At 57.3% G+C, this 15245-nt stretch carries 14 protein-coding genes; 9 read left to right on the top strand and 5 right to left on the bottom strand.

Translation table 11 applies throughout. The features are described 5' to 3' along the window. The 4 genes from SOP95_RS27500 to SOP95_RS27485 form a co-directional block, all read right to left on the bottom strand. On the bottom strand, positions 1-1960 hold a 1960-nt coding region (locus SOP95_RS27500; protein WP_323608983.1), incomplete at its 3' end, for a DUF6531 domain-containing protein. Positions 1961-1965: 5 nt separating this feature from the next. Further along, positions 1966-2433: a DUF1795 domain-containing protein gene (locus tag SOP95_RS27495; RefSeq protein WP_323608982.1), complete on the bottom strand. Its 468-nt coding sequence runs from the start codon at positions 2431-2433 to the stop codon at positions 1966-1968. Positions 2434-2469: 36 nt separating this feature from the next. Next, entirely contained in the window at positions 2470-3057 is a 588-nt protein-coding gene (locus SOP95_RS27490; RefSeq protein WP_323608981.1) for a hypothetical protein, read from the bottom strand. Positions 3058-3069: 12 nt separating this feature from the next. Continuing rightward, positions 3070-4923 carry a type VI secretion system Vgr family protein gene (locus tag SOP95_RS27485; RefSeq protein WP_046820291.1) on the bottom strand — a complete coding sequence of 618 codons (1854 nt, stop codon included), beginning with the start codon at positions 4921-4923 and terminating at the stop codon, positions 3070-3072. Positions 4924-5554: 631 nt separating this feature from the next. On the opposite strand from SOP95_RS27485, the gene SOP95_RS27480 reads away from it, so the two are divergent. The 7 genes from SOP95_RS27480 (at position 5555) to SOP95_RS27450 (ending at position 10989) form a co-directional block, all read left to right on the top strand. Beyond that, a complete protein-coding gene (locus SOP95_RS27480) occupies positions 5555-6886 on the top strand; it encodes an HNH/ENDO VII family nuclease (protein ID WP_274077518.1) in 1332 nt (443 codons plus the stop codon). Between the two features lie 5 nt (positions 6887-6891). Beyond that, positions 6892-7347 (top strand): SMI1/KNR4 family protein, encoded by a 456-nt coding sequence (locus SOP95_RS27475; protein ID WP_442967779.1) that lies wholly within the window; start codon positions 6892-6894, stop codon positions 7345-7347. 531 nt (positions 7348-7878) lie between these two features. Continuing rightward, entirely contained in the window at positions 7879-9006 is a 1128-nt protein-coding gene (gene tri1 / locus SOP95_RS27470) for an ADP-ribosylarginine hydrolase Tri1 (RefSeq protein ID WP_323608979.1), read from the top strand. Between the two features lie 42 nt (positions 9007-9048). Continuing rightward, on the top strand, positions 9049-9312 hold the full coding sequence (locus SOP95_RS27465) for a hypothetical protein (protein ID WP_274077521.1): 264 nt from the start codon (positions 9049-9051) through the stop codon (positions 9310-9312). Between the two features lie 68 nt (positions 9313-9380). Next, positions 9381-10289, top strand: a complete 909-nt coding sequence (locus SOP95_RS27460) for an immunity protein Tsi6 family protein (protein ID WP_323608978.1) — start codon at positions 9381-9383, stop codon at positions 10287-10289. Positions 10290-10328: 39 nt separating this feature from the next. Beyond that, positions 10329-10676 carry a hypothetical protein gene (locus SOP95_RS27455; RefSeq protein WP_323608977.1) on the top strand — a complete coding sequence of 116 codons (348 nt, stop codon included), beginning with the start codon at positions 10329-10331 and terminating at the stop codon, positions 10674-10676. A 34-nt stretch (positions 10677-10710) separates the two neighbouring features. Beyond that, positions 10711-10989: a DUF6966 domain-containing protein gene (locus tag SOP95_RS27450; protein ID WP_323608976.1), complete on the top strand. Its 279-nt coding sequence runs from the start codon at positions 10711-10713 to the stop codon at positions 10987-10989. Positions 10990-11024: 35 nt separating this feature from the next. Here the strand turns inward: SOP95_RS27450 and SOP95_RS27445 are convergent, their stop codons facing one another. Next, a complete protein-coding gene (locus SOP95_RS27445) occupies positions 11025-13190 on the bottom strand; it encodes a M48 family metallopeptidase (RefSeq protein WP_323608975.1) in 2166 nt (721 codons plus the stop codon). A 695-nt stretch (positions 13191-13885) separates the two neighbouring features. Between SOP95_RS27445 and SOP95_RS27440 the strand changes: the two genes are divergently transcribed. Further along, complete coding sequence (locus tag SOP95_RS27440) at positions 13886-14638, top strand: hypothetical protein (protein ID WP_323608974.1); 753 nt, start codon at positions 13886-13888, stop codon at positions 14636-14638. A gap of 68 nt (positions 14639-14706) precedes the next feature. Further along, complete coding sequence (gene tssB, locus SOP95_RS27435) at positions 14707-15240, top strand: type VI secretion system contractile sheath small subunit (RefSeq protein WP_046820303.1); 534 nt, start codon at positions 14707-14709, stop codon at positions 15238-15240. The last annotated feature ends 5 nt before the right edge of the window (positions 15241-15245 follow it).

Raw genomic sequence — 15245 nt, 5'->3', positions numbered from 1 at the left:
CGAAGCGGTAGGTGGTGTTTTTACCGGAGCAATCCTGGAAGCGTTCGACCTGGGCCAGGGAGTTCCACCACAGGTATTTGGACTTGCCGGTTGCATCGATGATGGTGTGTGGCAGGCCGTCGTCGCCATTGAGGTATTCGGTGACATGCCCGAGGGCGTCTACTTCGGCGATGAGGTTGCCCATGTCGTCGTAGCGGGCTTGCCAGGTGCTGCCGTCGGGGTAGTCCACCTGCGTGACCAGCGGGGTCAGGTGGTGATAGCGGTATTTGATCGAGCGCCCGAGCGGGTCGGTCTCTTCGAGCAGGCGCGAGTATTCGTCGTACTTGAGGGTGATCCTGTTGCCGTCAGGTAACGTCAGGCCGGTCATGTTGCCCTTGTCATCGATGTCGATGACGTAGTGCTCGCCACCGAAGTCGCGACTGGCGATCACGCGGTGATCGGTGTTGTAGTGAATCTCGGCTTCGCGCCCGAGCACGTCGGTGACTCGTGTGGTGCGCGCCTTGATGTCGTAGCGGAAGTGGAAACGTTCGCCATCGCTGGTCCAGTGCTCCACTACCCGGTGCTGGCCGTCGATGGATTCCCAGCGGTAGTTGCAGGTCAGGCCCAGGGCGTTGCTGTGGCTGGCCATTACCCCGTCGATGTAGCTGAAGCGGCGCACGGAATCGCCGTTGCGGTTGATCACCTCGGCGAGTTGGCCATTGTCGTCATAGCGATACTGCACCAGGGTTTCAACGGCTTCGTTGTCGACCACGCGCCTGACGTCGGTCAGGCGGCCCAGCGGGTTGTCGTAATGCAGGTGCACGCGCACGCCACCGGTGGCGCTGATGTCGGTGAGCGAACCTTGGGCGGTGCGGGTGAAATGCAGGAAGTGGCCCAGGGCGTTTTCGATGCGTTGCAGCGGCACCGGGTTGTTGTCGTCCGCGACTTCGCCGAAGTAGAAAAAGGTGTTGTCGAGGGTTTGCAGCAGGTAGTGGCCGCCTTCGGTGCAGACCAGATAGACCTGTTCATGGGGGTTGTAGATGCGCTCCCCCGGTTGCACGTCCACGAATGGAACGCTGCGCCCCTGATTGTCGGTGAGATAAACGAAGGCGCCACTGCGACGCAGGCTTTGCTCCCAGGGCAGGACCCAGCCCTTGCCGAGCACGCTGTCGACGCTCAGGTCGCTGGCATAAAACCGCGACCATTGGATCGGCATCAGGCCCGGCAAACTGAAGTCGGTTTCGTCGGTTATGACCTTGCGGCCGGTGGTGGCGTCGACGGGGTTGCCGATCAGGCCACCCACCGCTCGCTCGATGGCCGGCCCCACGACATAACGTGAGGCCACCTCACCGGCGACAAACCCGGCGGTGAATTTCAGTGCGCAAGGCATGATGGCTTTCATGCCGGCCTGGGTCCCGGCCTTGATCAATTGGGCGATACCACCCGCTGCGCCGGCGACCGCCATGAGGATGTCGACCGTGGTCCGCAACCAACCCGGGATCTCGTCGTCCACCGGCAGGTAGCGATGGGTACCGCCACCGATGAAGACATTGTCCGAGCCGCTGGAGAGTGTCGCGCCGCAAGTCATCTTGTCGCCCTTGCGGGCGGCCGCCGTGCCGTTGATGAAGACGTTGGTCGAGCCTTCGGCGACCTTCACCGGGCCGGGATGCTTGTCGCAGGCTCCCGTGCTTTTTTCGACATGGGCGGCCTTGCGGCTATTGATGAACACGTTGGGCGACGCGGTGACGATGGTCCCCGCGGGTGAAGAAAACATACTGCCGATTTTCTCCCCGGCCGCGGTGAGCAGGCTACCTCCGACGCCTGCGACCAAACCCGCCAACAAAGCCACGCCAAACCCACAGGTGAACGTCGCGATCGCCACCGTGGCGACCAGCGCAATGCCGAGCGCTGCGCCGATGAGAAACCCACCCAGGGCGCTGGTGTGCGACAGTTCATCGCCAAACCTTGCGGCTTCAAACATGACCGTTACTCCTGTGTGCTGGAGTCGGTCTTGGTGCCGCCGGGCTGGCGAGGCTGAAAGCTGGCCAGCAGGTCATTCCAGTTCTGATTCTGCTCGCTGCTGAAATCAGCCTGGGCTGTGGTGGAAAAAATCAGCGCGCGTCCAGGCTCGATCAGGAACGCCGCCTGGCGCTGGTAGAAAGGTCGGCCATCGGTCATGTAATACGCATCGATCTGCACGCCGTCGATCGGTGCCGACGTCGACAGCGCAACGGCCTTCTTGCCCAACAGCGTATAGCCACGCAGCTTGGACGCGAGCATCTTGACCTGACGCTCGACGTAGGCCTTGAGCGCCTCACCGGGCAGCAATGTGTCTCGGGAAACGGTGATGCTCAACGGTGCCGGAATGCTTGCCCCCAGCACGAACATGTTCACCGTGCGGTCCTGGAACCCTTGCGGCAGCGCGATGCTGCCTTCCTGCAACTCATAATCCATTCTGGGTAACTTCCTTGAATCAAAAAAATGTGGCGTTCAGCGCACGGCAAGGCCGTCGAGCATGCCGTCAAAATCAACCAGCCAGAGACTGAGAGCGGGCCGGGCCGGATCGATCTCGCAAGCGATACTCAGCCACTGGCCATCGTCACGCCCGGCGACGGGCACCAGGGCACCCACCAGGCGCGCGTGACGATCGGCATGACCGCACTTGAAATGCAGATCCACCGACTTCGCCGCACTGCCGGCCAAGCTGACATCGCGCTGGCGGATGATGCGCACGTCCGGGTGCTCCCGGCGAAACGCCTGCACCGAGGCTTCGAATAACTGATCCAGCGTCTGTCCCTGTTGCACGTCACGACGCTTGATCGTCAGGCTGATCGGCTCGCCCTGGTGCTCGAGGGTGGTCTGGACCTCACGGAAATTGAAGCCCGCCGGAAAAGCCAGGTTGAAACCCCCGAAGGAGAAACTGCTGGGCGTGTCTTGCAGCGCCAACACAGGCTCGGGCTCGAGTTCCGGCTCGGGCTCAGGCTGCACGAGGAGCGCGTTCTGTTGAGCCAGGCGTTCGGCTTCCTCCCGCGCAATACGCTTTTCGGAAATGCGATCGTAGAGACTGACCCTGGTCATGACACCGTTACCTCAGTCATTGACCCTGACCTCGGAACCGGTGATCTGGGTCGTGCCGGTGCTGGTGGTGGTGATCGCCTTGCCTTTGATCTCGATGCCGTCCGGCGTGAGGGTGATGCTGCTGTCCCCCACCTGGAGAATGATGTGCTGGTTGGCGCTGACCTGAATGAACTGGTTGTCGACCTGAATCGTCAGCGAGCCTTCCTGGATATTCATCACCGTGTCTTTCTTGATGGTTTCGGTGTGCGTGCCACCGACCGTGATCGTGCGGTTGCTGCCGACACTGTGGGTCTCGTCGACCTCGATCTCGGTGTCCATGTTGCGCTCGGCATGCATGATGATCTGCTCGGCGCCGGACTTGTCTTCGAAGCGGAAGAAGTTCGCCGTACCGCCGTCGCCCTTCATCGACCGCGTCAGGAACCCGCTCTGGGTCTTGTTTGCCGGCAACGACCACGGCGGGGTGTTCTGGCTGTTGTAGAGGCTGCCCATGACCAATGGGCGGTCGGGGTTGCCATCGAGGAACACCACCACGACTTCATCGCCCACACGGGGAATCTGGATGCTGCCGAAACCGCCGCTGGCGCCGGCCTGGGCAACGCGGACCCAGCAGGAGCTCTTGTCGTTGTGCTCGCCCTTGCGGTCCCAGTGGAACTGCACCTTCACGCGGCCGAGTTCGTCGGTGAATATTTCCTCCCCCGGCGGGCCGACGATGATCGCGGTTTGCGGGCCGGAGATGGTCGGTCGCGGGGTGGTGAGCTGAGGGCGGAAGACGATCTTTTTGCGCACGCAGGAGAAGGTGTTGTAGTAGCTCGCCTGCTGCCCGCTGAGGTAGTTGTTGTGGCCTTCGCTCTCGACGCTCATCAGCAGGAACTGACGATCATCGGCGGGGCCTTGATCATGATCGTAATGCTGCAGCAGTTCGAAGGTGTAGCCGGGTTTCATCGCGCGGCAGTTGCTGGCGCCATGAAAACTCTTGCCCTTGAGCTCTAGCGCTTCGACCCGCAACCGTAGCAGCGCCTCGCCTTCGTCATAGGTACCGTGGGTGTATTGGCCGGGGAAGTCGTAGATTTCAAACTCGTCGACATCGCCCTGCTTGTTCAGGCTCTTCATGGCGACCGGTAAGCGATTGGACGGCTGACGATAATCGAAGGTCTGGACCGCGATTTTCCCCGACTGCAACTGGCGGTTGCCGCTCCATTGGGTAATGGAGTCGGCGGTCTCGGTGACCGATGCCGTGTGGAAGCGGATCTGCGGTTGCTCAGGCAACGGCACCAGCGTGCTGGAGTCGTCGCAGATGATCATGGTGTGGCCTTCGGCGGTGTGCTCGAAGTAGTAGAACATCCCCTCTTCTTCCAGCAGGCGCTGGACAAAGTTGAAGTCCGATTCGCGGTACTGGGTGATGTAGGTGTAATGCTTGAGCGGCTTGCTCAGACGGAATTCGTGCCGGGAAAACGCGGTGCACAGGGCAAACACCTGGGTGACGACATCCTCGACTGTGCAACCCTGGAAAATGCGCGTGTCGAAGCGGTTCTTCAGCATGGAGAACCAGGGGTTCAGCGTCGCCGTATAGCGGGCCATGCCGCCGTCGCTGCCGATGCTGGCAAACCGCGTCAGGTAGCCTGCCAGGTAGCGAGGCGTGGCGTCTGCCAGTTCGATTTCCAGGACCACGTGCTGGCCCATCATCGACTTCAACTCGACGCCGGAGTCCTGGCACACCAGCAGCAATTCAAAGTTGTACGCGCGGGACAGACCTTCGGTCCCCTTGAAGGACTCAAGCAACAATTGCTGTTCGGGGTTGGCGAAGTTCTTGAACTTGAACAGGCGCCGATTCTGCGGGGAAAGCATTGCGGCAAGGTCCATCAACATGTGTATCTCCTTGAAAACAGTGGAAAGCTACCGCCCTCTCTCAACCACTGCGCACGAATCAGATAAAAGGGTCAAAACCCTGTTTGCCGCAACTATGAATTCTTGATTTTCATCGATTTTTTAAACACCGAATGAAATCCATTACACACCATTGTGCGTCAGGAACTGCGACCGCAAGGCAGTATGAAAGTGCCATTACCCGGCTAAATAATTGAGAAATTTGTCACACTTTTACGAATATCACAGGTACTCGAACGCGGGAAGGAGACACGCATGTCATGCGCCCTGTCAAGTCGCAGGCAGTGCATGCGGGCGCTTCCACGCGCTTCGAACTCAGCGCCGGATAATCCTGAAAAATAATTATCGCCACGCTGGCCAACCAGAAACGCCGATATATCAAGGACAAACGGGAAGTTAAGCGCTGTCAATTAGCGGCTAATGCCTTATTGCCATCATTGCCGAATGTAACGCGAATAACAAAAAATGGGATCCATGTTGAAACTTTCAACTCGCCCCGCAGCCGGAAGTGCGGCCCATTGCCATCACTCAGGCAATGCTGTGAAGTCGGATAATCGACAGTTTCACTGCAGCAACAAGGAAGCGCCTTTCCCCCAAGGACAGTGATGAGTAAATGGATCTTTTAGCCAACGTGCCCAGCTGGGCCGATGTCGAACGCAACCTCGACCAGAAATTCAGCGAGCTGAACCAGGGCGTCAACGACGGCCTGCAGAGCGTTCACGACAACTGGAACGGCTTCACCCGGCGTGTCAGCAATGGCGCGAGCCAGGCCTATGGCTACATGGGCGGTCATCGCATCGATGCGGTGCATCAGGCGATGACCCTCTCCTACCCGATCATCCAGATGGACCTCAAGCGCAAGTGGGCCTCGATTGAAATCGAGCAGATCCTGCCGGTGCTGCTGCAACTGGTCAAAGAAGTCTCGATGATTCTCGGCGGCAGCGTGGCGATCGGCACCGTGGCCGGCGGCGCAGCGGGGGCCTTCGCATTTGGCGTCGGCGCTGGCCCTGGAGCAATGGTGGGCGGCGGAATCGGGTTACAAGTCGGCAACCTGATTCTCATGGCCCTGGGCCTGTCCGCCATCGCCGAATATTTTTACCAGGGCCTGCCCGCCTGCCTCTCGACCTTGCAGGAAGGCATCGCCACGGCCTGGCACGCCGAAGAAGGCCTCAAGCCGTCCGGCCTCGACCCCAGCGGCGGCTCCGCTGCACTGGTACAGGAGCGCGTCGAACGCGCGGCACGACAACTGGCTCGCGGGCAGGAGCAGCTTGTACTCCTGCTGCTCACCGCCATCGTCACCTACCTGACCCGGGGCCAGATGAAAGCCGGTGTGATGAACAGCATGGAAAGCATCGCGACCCGTAGCGCGAAGCTACAGGCGGAGATATCGAACAAGCAGTTGGCGGGTTGGCTGGCAAGGAATGAGCAGAAGTTGCTGGCTCGGGATGAGTTGCGGGTGAGGGAGCCGGCGCCTTTGGTCAAGGCTGAGCCAATAATGGATACTCCTTTTACCACTGCTCCAAAAACCAGCCAGATCCCTGAAAAAAAAGTCGATACATACCTCGGACAACTACGAAAATACTGGTCCAAGCCTCCCGTTGACTTTGAAGGCAACAAAGTGTTTCAGAGAGATGATCTGTTTGACCCAGATTTGATGACCACCTGGAGAGAGCGCGGAAAACTTGTGTCCGGTACCAATCTTGAGCGCATGGCAAGCGGACGAGCACCTATAGGCATCGATGGGAAATCAATCAACCTTCATCACATGATACAGACTCAAAACGGGGCAATAGCTGAGCTCACTCAAACATTCCATCAAAAATTTAGTTCTGTTATACATATAAACCCGAATACAATACCCTCTGGGATCGACAGATCTCTGTTTGATCGATGGAAAAGCGACTACTGGAACAATCGAGCACTAACCTACGCGAAAGGCAATTGAAAAACATGACACGCTCTCAGCTGGAAGACCTGATTAAAAAACATCCGGATATTGCTGCATTTGGATCCCCCGCTGACGCAGTGACTGATGATTGGTTAGTAAAGGCCGAGCAAAGAATCTGCCATAAACTACCTACGTCCTACAAATGGTTCCTTCAGAACTATGCAGGGGGAGAAGTCGGATCGGAGGAAATATATAGCATCTATGGAATGGACTTCGACGACATCAATGGTGGCGATATAGTTTTTCAGCACATTAATGGCCTCAAACATAAATCAACAACCGAAAAAAAAGTAGTTATCAGCGAAACCGACTTTGGCGAGGTTTTTTTCTTCGATTACGACACATATAACGGCGAGGAATGTCAGATCTTCGTTAGAATCCCTTCAGGGGAAAATTTATTGTACGCGAACAATTTTTACGAGTATCTCGCCAAGAGAATTAAAGCGCACTTGCCATAAGAGCACCTTTCTTCGGAGCGCTCCGCCAAGTGAAAAATTATCGAACTCAGTCAACACAAGCACAGCATGGAGCTAACAACGCCACTTGAGCATGTCGAAAAAACGATCATGCTCACAACTGATAGGCGTTAGATGCCCACAGCTCTCGGTCTATACAACATTACTCACCTGAGTGAGTTGAGTGTACAAAAGCGCATGACAAACTCAAACCTGACAGAACTGCTGATTACGTTCAAAGAAATCTTTCACAGTGAGAGCTGCTAGAACTTTGATTCAGGAATAAACACGATAATCCGCCTACTGTCCGTTGACCCTTTACCGGACAGTAATGAATGGGCACAAGCGACTTCAATGTATAGAACAATGGCAGGCAGTAAATCAGGTTTCTCCGACGTCTACATTGATCGAGGTACCGCGGAGCAGCGAATCGCAGCTAACGCAAGACTAGATACAATTCGACAGATGTTGTGGGACGCATTTGAACGAGTCTGAACTCAGATACATCGTGACAGATCATTGCCTGGTGCCAAGATGTTAAAAAACCTTATTGATCTCAGAAGCTCAAACGAAGCGCTCACCCAATACACCGAGCGTTACGACCACCTGCTCCCGCCGCCCTCTCCTCAACTACGTCAGCGCATGGATCCTATATTGCAGCCGGACGCACCCAGATTTCCGGTCAGGAAGCCAGAGTGGCTGACCTCAAGGCCTTGCACCGTCACTCAGGAGCAGGCGCTGGACCGCGCAAAGGGCTGCCTGCTGGGGCTCGCGATTGGCGACGCCGTGGGTACAACGCTCGAGTTTCTGCCCCGTGATCGTGAACATGTCAGTGACATGGTTGGCGGTGGCCCTTTCAAGCTGAAACCGGGAGAGTGGACTGACGATACGAGCATGGCACTGGCTCTCGCAGACACCTACGTGGCAAACAAGGAATTCGATTTCCGCGACTACACGCAGAGGCTTTGTCGCTGGTATAAAAATGGCGAAAACAGCCATAACGGAAAGTGCTTTGACATTGGCAACGCCACTCGTACCGCGCTTGAAGGTCGATTGGCGCAGGGCGTCGACTGGTACGGCAACGATCATCCATCCACAGCCGGCAACGGGTCGATCATCAGGCTGGCACCGACCGCCATTTACCGTCGCCACTCCTTGTCCGGTACCTGGCGGGAAAGCGCGGCACAAAGTCGTTGCACTCACAGGGCAGCAGAAGCCGTAAATTGCTGCGAACTGCTCGGCGCTCAACTGCACCTGGCCCTCAATGGCGCGGACAAGGAGGAAGCCTTGTCGTCAATGGTTCGCGCGTTATATCCCCGCCCCTTGATCATCAACGCTGGCGAATACAAACAAAAAACCCGCGATCAGATCCGCTCCTCCGGCTATGTTATCGATACGCTGGAAGCCGCTCTGTGGGCGGTCTGGAACACCGACAACTTCAAGGATGCAATCCTGTTGGCGGCCAATCTGGCGGACGACGCCGACAGCGTGGCAGCTACCGCCGGCCAGATAGCCGGGGCACTGTACGGGGTGACGGGCATGCCTGAAGAATGGGTCAAAACGATCGCCTGGTCAGAACACATTCAAGACCTGGCGCAAAAGCTATTCGAAAGCGCCCCACTCCATGACGAGATGGACGTAGTGATTTATGGGAATCGTTGAAACGACACGGATAAATACCCCAGCCACCAGATCAAGGACACGATGAAATTCAGTGACGTATTCACGTGCCGTGAACACATGTTTGCCTTAGGCGTCGAGGAGACTACAGGTCGCCTTTACCTGTCGATTCCGGTCAGCAACGGCATGGTCGACTACGAGGAGTATTACCAAATTGACCGGGCACGCTTCGATCTTTTCCAAACGGATCTTGATACAGCCCTGGCGTTTGCCATGAGATGTCGCCGCAGAGAGCTGGATGATCTGCTGATTGTGCAACCGGGGGCCAATAGAGGAACGGCTATCTAAGGCAAGCTCGTCACTTCGTCCCCGTGGACCGCTGCCCTCAAAATCAAAACCCTTGAACGGCTACCCCCATGTCAAAACTACTGCATCGTTTGAAAACCCTTTTCGGACAAAAGACCGCTCCTCCACCCGCCTCCACCGAGCAGGTTGTCGATGCAGCCCCCCAGACCGAAGTGGACAAGCCACTTTCCCGAGTGGAAAGGAACCTGTCCTGGCTACCGATCAATCGTGGGCCAGAAGTGTTTGTCCCGCTGATGCCCCCGGCCTGCCCGGACCTGACGCTTGTGGATGCCCTCCTGTTGCAGCGTTATCGGGTTTTCGTCATAGCGAATGACCCGGCCGACCGGACATCAGAGACTACGATAAACCGCGATTACGCCAGCCAACTGGCGAGTGACTTGTACGGCAAAGCGACAGATCTTGGTTATTGTCGAGGCACTGAGTCCTCGTTCGAGATCTATTGGCTCACGCAATGTGCGGCGATTGTTTCGCTGCTGTCCCATGGACCAGAATCAGAACAATTCCTGACCTATAGAAAACGCGTTGGTTATGATCGAGACTCTGCCCAGACCGGTGAGCAGGTTCGAATGTTTGATGAGTACGTAGCGTCGCGCAGCTATCAAACCGCTGGAGCCGGGAAGGACCGTCTTCTGAAAACGCCGACAACTGCCCTCGACTACATTGACAATGCGATAACCATCACCGCCCTGAGGTACAACGGCTGTCCAGAGTTCCAGATTTACTCAAGCTCGCTGATCCAATTGCAATTCATCAAGAACGTGTTGCTGGGCGTTGAAAAAGATAAAGCCCGGTTGCACCAATTGACCATCGGCGTTTGGGCCAGCAAAGAGTTTGAAGCCGACGATCCTGAACTTGCTGGCGTACTGGGGGATGCCTTCTACATAGGCATTCAGATCGCACGCGGCCTGAAGATTCAGCTGCCTAACGGGTTGCCACCGGAAAGTCTTCCTCGCACATGAAATTGCTGCGACTTCAGGGATAACGCTAGAGATAACGTCATGACCGAAACCTGGTACCACGTTGACAACGGCACCCTTTGGATAGCAGATCAATCCATTCACCTGCCTCACCCGGTCAAAGTCGCCTTGCAGCATGACGACAGGCTCGCGGTCCTGATCGAGTCCCCTTCAAATGTCATTTTCAACAAAAACATCCTTGCACTATCGAGGCATGGAAAGGTGGTTTGGTTCATCCAGGAAAGTCCCCACGGCACGCAAGCAGACAAGCCCTACATGAGTCTTCAGTGCGACAGAAACGGGGCGTTGATCGTTGGTAACTGGAATGGCCTCAGTTACTCGGTCGATTGGCACAATGGTTCCGTCAGCGTTGTGAACTTTGAGAAGTGATAAACCGAAAGCACGAAGGCTCAGGACTGTAGCCATGAAAGACCTCCACAATATCTCCTCGAACATCGCCCGAACGGCAGAACTGCTGAGGACATTCGGCCACCCGCAATGGGCGGACAGACTCGAGGAGTGCAGCCTTGCGCTGCCCCGGGATACGACGTACGCATTGTCTCGATTGATGTCGCTGTACGGCGGCATGGGCTCGATCAACGACGTTGTTCTGTATGAGAACGCAAAGCCCTTGCTGGACGAAAACAACGAACTGCAAGGGCTGCTATCAGATCTTCATCGGCTTTGCGCAGGGCGCCATTGAATCCGGCGCCCCACGCTTGCCAATGCTGAAAGCCTTCAGGCCTGCTCGAATCGCTGCTGCAGCAAGTGCCGCGCAGTGCCTGCATTCAGGTAGGTGCCAATCAGGTCCGCCAACTCCTGGTCCTTGAGTTTTTTGTCGTCGCGGCAGATTTGCAGCAAGTGCAGCTGGACCCAGCGCTTTTGCCTGTTGAGTTTCGCATCCGGCGAAAAGAACGAGCGCGAGGCCAACTCAGGCATCGGGGCGTCGTCTTCCAGCAACAGATTCAAGTGCACCCCCTGCCCCACTTGCAGACCAAAATCGGCGACGTGCCGGATCGGCAATGGCGCCTTGAAGTTGGCGAATACGAAGTGCTCGGGCGTCAGCAACAACGCGGTCTTGTTCGCCCGCGTGAGCATGCGCAAGGAGAGCGGCAGCAGGAACGCCATGCAGATCAAGAGCAGAATGCCAACCAACTTCATTGTGGAATTCGCGTCCACGAAAACCTGCGGCAGCAGGTACGGCAAGACCAGCAGGCCCAGACCCAACAGCATGAAGAACGAGAAGCAACCCAAGGTAATCCACCCGCGCAATCGTGCGCCTTCATGCAGTCGGACTTCCTCCGTGGCATTGCCGGCATGGCTACGCAACTCCTGCACAATCGCCGCATCCTGCTCCACGTAATGGCCGAGAAAGTCCTCGGTAATGCGCGCACGCAATGCCTGGGGATCGGCGAAATAGTGATCCATCGCGGCGCAGGCTTGTGCCGCGTTGATAGGACGGGTGCCGCGGCTCACGGCCTCTTTGACTGTGACTTGCAGGGACGCCAGCCGCTCGAGATTGGAGGGATGGGTGTCCGATGGATGCGGCAGGCTGGCTGCCATGTCCTCCTCGGGCAGGGTCAGCAGCTGCACGGCCAGCTCCTGCACCAGGCTGCCAGGCAAATCGCCGGTACGCACGTGTTCGGCGCTGGGGTTGGTCGCGCGGGCTACATGGGTCGATACACCCTGCTGCAACAAGGGGTCGATGGCAGCGATGCGCACCAACGCCGACGCGATGGCGATATTCCCCGCCAACTGCGCGCCCGCCGCGTCCGCCGCCAGTTCCCGCACGCGGCTCCAATGGTTCACCGCGTGATCGAAACGCTCCATGAAATACTCACCGAGCATGAACGCCGGCCACAGCGTCGTGCGTTGCAGCACATCGCTTTGCAGCATGGTTTCGGCAATCACGCCGAGACTGCGGCCGATACCCTCGTAGATCGGTACGAAACGCAGGCTGTACTCGGTATCGGCACCGGCGAAGTGGGCCAGTTCGTGACCGATGACCGCGCCGGTTTCCGCCGAATCGAGCAGGCCCAGGTACAGCGTCGGCACGTGCAGGGTGCGGCCCTTGAGCGCGGTGCCTGACGGCAGCAGGTTGACGTCGCTGGAGGTGACGTAAAAGCCTTCGGTCATGCCCAACACTATGTGCTCGGGTGCCAGCGCACCGAGTTGATCCGCCAGCTCGCGAACACGGGCCCACAGCGCAGGCGCCTGCTCCGGTGTGACAACTTGGCCGAGAACGCTCATCGGCGTGGACTGGAACATGTGCAGCATGACCGGCAGCTGTTTGCCCATCTGCCAGATCGAATACAGGAAACCGAGCATCAGCATCAGCACGACGAGCATCAGCTTGAATTCACCGGTGCTCATGTTCCCCATGTGCCACAGCCCCAGGCCTTCGAAACCGAGGATGGCCGCCACCGCTGCGCCCATGGCGACGATGTGCCCCACCAGCAGGTACGGCAACAGACGGCTCACCCGGCTGAAGGTGTGCAGCAATCGTTCACGGGAATGACTCGCGCGGGCGCCGGCCCAACGCAAACCCAGCAGCCCCAGCACGCCGACCAGCGAGGCCAGCAGGCCGAGGGCGATGGCGCCCTTGGCCAGGTTGTTCATCACGCCAGCCACCGGTTGCACGATGGTCAGTTCGTGTTCGGCCTGGGTAACCCGCGATAACGCCTCGTGGACACCCATGCGTTCGCCGTTGATATCGACCTTGGCCGAGCGTGAGAACGGCTTGGCAACCATCGCTTCGATTTCGACATGCATCTCGCTCAGTTCGGCCTTGATATCAGCGAACTCCTTGATGCTCTCGGTGCTGCGGTGTAACTCCCAGACACCAAACAAGCCAAGGAAAAGCGGCAGGAGAATCAGCACGGCAATGAGTTTCAACGTTCTCATGAGACAGGGCCTCAATAGTCGCGTCGCCTTGTATCCGTGGCGAGCATAAATTCCATTTAACGAAGGCCCGAAAGCCCTCACGCTAATGCACGGCCGACACATGAAAGTTGTGAGACGCAGTCGTACCTGGCGCGTTATACAGAAATAACGGCGATATGTAACTCCGTATTGCCCGAACACTCGTTCAACAGCGCAAGGTCGCCTTGTATATCCACGGATATCTCGGGGTGCCATCACTTCGTGCCAGTAATATGACACTTATCCTCCAATTTTTTCCTTACCGGATAATCAAGCGGGCATTAGGTGAACCGGTTCACCTTTTTTCAATTTTTTTTAGTTAAAAATTGGATCCATTTTCTTACGGAAACCATTGAATCCATTGGGTTTCAGGCACTTGAGCCATGGACATCCGGCAAATAGTGGCAAGCAGACATCATTGCGGCAGGTCACAAAAAAAAGAAAAAATCCGCGCCTCGTAGGAACTTTCCTACACATCCCGTTGCCATACACGACGTTACTGGCAACTCGATATCCATATGCCAGCATCGCACTCCCAATGATTCCTGGCAGTGTGATTTCTTGATGTCAAACATCAGCGATCACAACTGTGAACTGGTCGAGAAATTAGTCACTGCGCCCGTACTCCCCTGTATATCCGGGTAGTCGTCGCGAAGTGTTCAAGGACGAAGTTACCGATGACTCAGACGTTTTTTGATGTTGAAGCATTGATCAAGCTGCGAAGCCAGACCCGGGCCATTTCTGACGCGCTCAAGGCGCAGGCTTCGGACTACCTGGCGACCCTGGCTTTGCTGATCCGTCCGCAGACGTTTTTCGGTGAATACCTGCAAGGTGCGCAGCGCAGCAGCGGTCGTGAGACCCAGCACCATTTCAAGGAACTCAAGGCGCTCTACGACCGCATCGGCTCGGCCGCTCCGTTCCAGCTGGTCAACGAACTCGAAGTGCCCCTCAACCTGCTCAGTACCACCCCGCAACTGTTTGCGCTGGAGTACGACAAGGTGCTGTCCCAAAGCGGCCAGTCCATTCGCATCACCAGCCCCGTGCGCTGGGTGGTCGGGTTCAGTTCGTTCGACCTGGCCCGTTTTCGCACCGTCATCAACGACCCCAATCGCAGCAGCGCCGAGCTGTACCGCTTCGTGGTGCATTACCTGGTGCTGTTCTACTGCCTGAGCAAGTCCCCCGGCATCAGCCGCTTGCTTGAAGGCCTGCGTTTTCCCGTCACCTTCGAACGCTTGAAAGACTTCGGCGACCTGCCCTTCTGCGTCATCAGCTCGCCGGTGCGCTCGCAGTTGCCCGACGAGGCGGTGATCCGCAGCAGCACCCAGATCGCCGGCAACACCAGCTTCGAAGAATTGGTGGGACACGAAAACATCATGGAAATGAACGATGAAATTCGTCAGCGCCTGCTGCTGACGATCGAAGGAATGTAACGCGCTCGGCCACCCATTGAACCGACACGCAAACGACTTGCAGCGAATTGTTCGCACAGGAGATCACGATGGCGAAGAAGGAAAGTACCCAGCACAAACTCGACCGCGTTCGCGCGCCTCGGGTCCATATCACCTACGACGTGGACATCGGTGACGCTCAGGAAAAGAAAGAGCTGCCCTTTGTCGTCGGTGTGCTGGGCGATTTCTCCGGTAACCCGCTGGAGCCGCTGCCGAAGCTCAAGGACCGCAAGTTCATTTTCATCGACCGCGACAACTTCAACGGCGTGCTCAAGGGCATCAAGCCGCGCCTGACCTACCGCGTCGACAACACCCTGGCCAAGAACGGCACGCAGTTGGGTGTGGAGCTCAACTTCAACGCCCTCGAAGACTTCGAACCGCAGAACGTGGTCAAGCAGGTCGAACCGCTGCGCAAACTGCTGGAAGTGCGCAACAAGCTGGCGGACCTGCGCAACAAGATGGGCGGCAACGACAAGCTCGAAGAACTGCTGATGGACGTGCTGCAGAACACCGAGAAGCTGAAAACCCTGGGCAAGGAATTCGGTCGCGAAGCCGCCGTTCCAGCCACCGACGACAAAGCGTAGGAGCC

The sequence above is a fragment of the Pseudomonas sp. YuFO8 genome, from assembly GCF_035065025.1.
Classification (GTDB): Bacteria; Pseudomonadota; Gammaproteobacteria; order Pseudomonadales; family Pseudomonadaceae; genus Aquipseudomonas; species Aquipseudomonas putida_AE.
Note: the sequence above shows the minus strand (reverse complement) of the source record. Positions and strands in the feature narration are given on the sequence as shown.